5 protein-coding genes are annotated in these 3,942 nt (G+C 71.2%); 2 read left to right on the plus strand and 3 right to left on the minus strand.

The annotated features are described in order from the left end of the window. Window positions 1-401: 401 nt before the first annotated feature. A complete protein-coding gene (locus tag G6R25_RS22320) occupies window positions 402-818 on the plus strand; it encodes a hypothetical protein (RefSeq protein WP_205447361.1) in 417 nt (138 codons plus the stop codon). A 154-nt stretch (window positions 819-972) separates the two neighbouring features. Continuing rightward, window positions 973-1,611 carry a hypothetical protein gene (locus tag G6R25_RS22325; RefSeq protein WP_163554461.1) on the plus strand — a complete coding sequence of 213 codons (639 nt, stop codon included), beginning with the start codon at window positions 973-975 and terminating at the stop codon, window positions 1,609-1,611. Here G6R25_RS22325 and G6R25_RS22330 read toward each other — a convergent pair. From G6R25_RS22330 to G6R25_RS22340, 3 genes are all read right to left on the minus strand, one after another. Beyond that, window positions 1,572-1,907 carry a hypothetical protein gene (locus tag G6R25_RS22330; protein WP_163554462.1) on the minus strand — a complete coding sequence of 112 codons (336 nt, stop codon included), beginning with the start codon at window positions 1,905-1,907 and terminating at the stop codon, window positions 1,572-1,574. The two genes, G6R25_RS22325 and G6R25_RS22330, sit on opposite strands and share 40 nt — an antisense overlap. A gap of 314 nt (window positions 1,908-2,221) precedes the next feature. Continuing rightward, window positions 2,222-3,586: an alpha/beta hydrolase family protein gene (locus G6R25_RS22335; protein ID WP_163554463.1), complete on the minus strand. Its 1,365-nt coding sequence runs from the start codon at window positions 3,584-3,586 to the stop codon at window positions 2,222-2,224. 103 nt (window positions 3,587-3,689) lie between these two features. Further along, window positions 3,690-3,896 carry a zinc ribbon domain-containing protein gene (locus tag G6R25_RS22340; RefSeq protein WP_163554464.1) on the minus strand — a complete coding sequence of 69 codons (207 nt, stop codon included), beginning with the start codon at window positions 3,894-3,896 and terminating at the stop codon, window positions 3,690-3,692. Window positions 3,897-3,942 lie beyond the last annotated feature (46 nt).

Consider the following 3,942-nt stretch of genomic DNA (forward strand, 5'->3'; position numbering starts at 1 on the left):
CCCGTTCGGGGCACGTGCCGGTCCCGCGGAGCCCGGCCACCCCCAGAGACACCGTGATCGGGCCCGCCGGCCGGGTCGGCCGGCGCGACCCGCCCGTCAATGCCTGCGCACGAAGACGAACGCACGATGCCCCGACAGTGGGCGAGCGCCGCCCATCGGCCGCAGCGTCAGGGCGGACTTTTCGCAGATTTCGGGTGCAGGCGCCGGCGGCCCCGGCTACCTTGCCGCAACCGGGTGGAGGAATCCCCCGCCGGATCGACCCAACCCGCACCGCCCCTGACGACCTGCACGAATGCCGGCCGGAGGGGCGAAACCACGCCGTGGCGACGGCGTCGGACGCGCATATCCGCATACAACCATTCGCCGGATCGAGTCGGTGAAGACAGGCCGGTACGAGGCCGGTGTCCGCACCCGGGAGCTGCAGTATCTCTACAAACTCCAGGAGATACGAACATCTATCGAGGTCGTCTCCTGACTGTGGTCACGCCCTCGACTACGCCCGCACGCACAGCTCCCGCAAGTCGGTTCGCATCACCCCGCGGGACATTCAGGCGGTCGAATCGACGTATTCAGGCGAGCGGCCGCGTGACATCGCCGCCGAGTACCGCTTCCAGCGTCCCGGCCTGCTTGGCGTCTTCCAGACGTTCCGCGCAGCCCCGGCCACCTGGAGCCGCGCCGATCTGGAACTGTTCCTGGCCACCGGGGCGGTGCACACGGCGCCGGAGGCCCGCGGGCTCCGGCGGGCGCGGCCCGCCCTGCACAGCGTCACCGAATTCGCGATCCACCCGATGTTCCACCGCCACGTCGTCGATCGATAAAACTTCGGTGCTCGCGAAACAGGCCCCAATGGCGACGGGACGACGGGCACCGCGTGCTGACGCGGAGAAAACAGCCCGGCGGCCGCGTGGCCGTTTTCACACGGTGCGGCCAACACCCTGGTTAAGCCTTCTGGCTAGGGTTATTGTGAACCGCATGCCATCGCCGGGTCTGGCCTGGCAGACCCCTTCCGACCCTGGGGCGCTCGCGCTCGTCGACGTCGACTCCGGCCGAGCCGCCGCGCTGGGGCGGCCCCATCCCGCCGACCTGCCGATGGTCCAGATCGTCGACATCGAACGCCTGGCCTGGGGCTGGCTGGTGCCGGCGAGCCGGCCACAGTCCGAGCGGCACCTGCGCGAGCAGGCCGCCGCCGATCCGCTGAACACCATGCGCGGGCTGTGCTGGCTAATGGCGATGTGGGTCGTGGCCGTCCATCTGCGCACCGGCCGCCAGCCGACCCTCCTCATCGCGGAACTGCACGTCCCGGGGATCTGGCGGGGGGCGCAGGTGCCCACGAGCGCGGCAGTCTGGGAGGACCTCGCCGAACGCATCCGGCTCGGCGTCCTCGCCGCGCTGACCAGCGACGGCGACGCCGACGCGCGGTTCGAGCAGGGCCTGCGCCACCCCGCGGGCATCGCCCCCGTCCTGCTCGACTACGCCCTGCGCATGCTCGCGGAGCTGCACCGGCGGATGCTCGACCACGGCATCGATCCACGGGAGATGGCAGGCACGCTGGCGCTTTACACCATCGATCCTCAGGACCGCGCGACCGCCTGCTTCCGCCCCTTGACCTGACCGCCCGACCGACCGGCCGCGCCCCGGGGGGCCGGCGGCGTCGCGGCGGCGCCGGCGGACGGAGGCTGGTCGGCCGTGTCGATGTAGACGACCCGGGTCGTCCCGCCGTGCCCGTGGATGGCGAGCAGGGTCTCCATCGTCGGGTAGATCGCGATGGAGTCGTGCTCGGAGTCCCACCACAGCACGCAGGTCCCATCGGGCGCCTGCGCCCCAAACGCCACCGCGCCCGTCCCCGACACCCCCGAGACGTCGACCTCACGCTCCAGCTCGAACCGCCGCACCTGGCGAGCAGACATCGCCACGACCTCCTTGCGGGGCACCACACCGTACCCGTAGGCATCGCACGTGATCCGGCCGACCGGGCGGCTCGGGCACCGGGGTCGGGTGTGCGGCACCGATCCGACCGGATTAACCGGCCGGCGCTGCGCATTGTGGCGCCCGCCGGTCGGTTGGCCAACGGTAGCCGGCAATGTCGGGGCGGGTCACCTGTATCTCTTCATAGCACGGTCCGGGTAGCCCGACCGGGCTAGTACCCAGGGCACTCGGTCGGGCCGTGTCCGCGATGGTCGCCTCGCAGCCGGCCATGATCTCGACGGAGCCCGGCAACACCTCAGGAGCTCGTGTGGACGGTCGCGAGGAGCGCGCCACCCGCGTTCGGGGCCGTGAGGTACCGCGCGTAGCCGGATTCGCCCCGCAGGTGACTCGCGAGGAAGGCCACGGTGTAGCGGTCGGCGAGCCGGTGGGCATCGGCGGAGGCGATGTGTGGCGGCCAGCAGGTGGCCGCGGCAGTCAGCGCCACCTGCATGCCCACCCGGGCCGGGATTCCGGGAGCACCGACCAGCCCGGCCTGCCGGCAGATCTCGGTGAACGAGTTGTGCGTGGCGCCGGTGACGGCGACGGTCATCCGCGGGTGGGAGTCCACCAGGAGGTTGAATGCCCGGTCATCGTTCTCGGGAGCCGGCATGGCCTGATCCAGGGTGGCGCCGATCAACAGCGTGGGCACGCGCACCTGGGCGAGTGACGGCGCGGGCAGCGGAAAGGTCGGCGCCGCGATCCCCACCGACGCCCTGATGCGAGGGTCCCCCAACGCGGATCGGACGCCGAAGCTCGACACGACCGCGGTGAACCCGCCGAAGGAGAAGCCGACGACGCCGATCTCGTCGGGGCGGACCCGCGGCGCGATCGGGCAGGACGTGGCGGTCAGCGCGTCGATCACCGAGGAGAGGTCGCGGGGCCGATCTGTCACCAGCGTGAGTTGGCGCTCCTCCCGCCCCGCCGCGGCGTCGGTCATCGTGTCGCCGGGATGGTCGGGGGCGGCGACGAGGAAGCCGTGGCTGGCCAGCGCCTCCATCAGGTAGGCCGACTGCACCCGGCTGCCGACGCTGCCATGGGAAAACACGACGAGGGCGAACGGGCCCGGTGCCGGGGCGGCGTCGGTCACCGCGCCGGCCGAGAAGAACCCGACGTCCCCGGCCAACGGGTAGAACGCCGGCTGCCCCGGGCCGGCGGCCGCGATCTCGGGGCAGGCCCCGCCCGCACTGGCTTCGGCCGTCGGACGCGGCCCGGCGACCGTCCCAGTCGTTCCGGGAGGGGCCGCGTCGGGGGCGGTGGACGTGCTTGGGCGAGCCGGGTACCACAGCGAGGTGACGAGAACCCGGCCTGGGCGGCTCGGGTCGACTATCCGCATCGTGCGGTAGCCGATCTGCCAGGGTCCCGGCAGGCTTGGGTCGGACAGGCTTGGGTCGGACACGGTGGCGTCGTCCGCTACTGGCGTCGGGTCGGCCGCAGCAGCCGCGGCGTCGGCGAGCAGGCCGCGATCGCCGACGGCCGGTCCGACGCCGGGCGGTCCTCCGCCCGCGATCGCCGGCTCCACCAGGCCCACCAGGCAGCCCAGCAGGGTCAACAGGACGGCGTCGACGGCTGCTGCTACTGCTGGGCACCTCACCGACAGCACTGCAGTCCGGCGCGTCGTCATGTACCGGATCGCACAAGGCTTGACATCCTCACCTTCCTGAAGGGAGATGATTCCCGCATCTCGCGGTGCGGGTTCCTGCTTCCTCGACGGACGCCTCCTCGCTTCAACAGCGAGGCGGTCTCACTCCCTCTCCACAGGCAGCCACCGCAAGCCCTGCGGCCAGAACGTTCTTCGCCGCATTCACATCCCGATCATGGGCCGCCCCGCAGACACACTCCCACTCCCGGACATGCAACGGCAACTCCGCGACGACCACCCCACAGACCGAACATGTTTTCGACGACGGGTAGAACCGGTCGACCGCTATCAATGAGCCTTTCCCGGTAACGTTTCGTCGCTTTGCGTGACATCAATGT

The organism is Candidatus Frankia alpina (assembly GCF_902806485.1).
In the GTDB taxonomy this organism is placed as follows: Bacteria; Actinomycetota; Actinomycetes; order Frankiales; family Frankiaceae; genus Frankia; species Frankia alpina.

Coding starts and splice junctions, on each gene's coding strand:
- G6R25_RS22335 (WP_163554463.1), bottom strand. CDS start 3,586: ATGACGACGCGCCGGACTGCAGTGCTGTCGGTGAGGTGCCCAGCAGTA.
- G6R25_RS22325 (WP_163554461.1), top strand. CDS start 973: ATGCCATCGCCGGGTCTGGCCTGGCAGACCCCTTCCGACCCTGGGGCG.
- G6R25_RS22330 (WP_163554462.1), bottom strand. CDS start 1,907: ATGTCTGCTCGCCAGGTGCGGCGGTTCGAGCTGGAGCGTGAGGTCGAC.